Here is a 533-nt window from a genome sequence, read left to right as displayed (position 1 = left end):
CTGCATTCCATATACAGGTTTATACAGCAGGATAAAAGCAGAGGTGGTGTGCTCTTCCACAACTTACGTTTCAGAAATCAAAGGAAGAGAAAATATGGCTCTATTGAGACTCGTGGCCAACTGACAAACCGCAAAAGTATCCACAATAGACCTGCTGAGATTGAGCAGCGCTCCCGCTTCGGTGATTTGGAAATAGATACGATTGTTGGCAAGAATCACCAACAATCCTTGGTTTCAATTGTAGATCGGAAGACAGGTTATCTTTGGCTGAAAAAGTGCAGCACGCGCAAGGCTGAGGAAGTTTGCCAGGCTACGATCAGATTATTGGAACCGATCAAAGCACACCTAAAAACAATTACCGCGGACAATGGTAAAGAGTTCAGCCTGCATGAGTATGCTGCTCAGGAATTAGATGTCGACTGGTATTTCGCTGATCCCTATAGCGCCTGGCAGCGTGGAACAAATGAAAATACGAATGGATTGATCAGACAATATATTAGAAAAGGCAGTGACTTGAATGACTATACGGATGC

At 43.9% G+C, this 533-nt stretch carries 1 protein-coding gene; it reads left to right on the top strand.

What is annotated here, in order from left to right:
* Positions 1-533 (top strand): IS30 family transposase (locus tag E2K74_RS14460; protein ID WP_161982816.1); only part of this gene is annotated, 533 nt, incomplete at both ends.

The sequence above is a fragment of the Acinetobacter sp. RF15B genome, assembly GCF_007558235.1.
Classification (GTDB): Bacteria; Pseudomonadota; Gammaproteobacteria; order Pseudomonadales; family Moraxellaceae; genus Acinetobacter; species Acinetobacter lwoffii_C.
The sequence above is the reverse complement of the archived record's forward strand: the minus strand, read 5'-3'. Positions and strand labels throughout refer to the sequence as shown.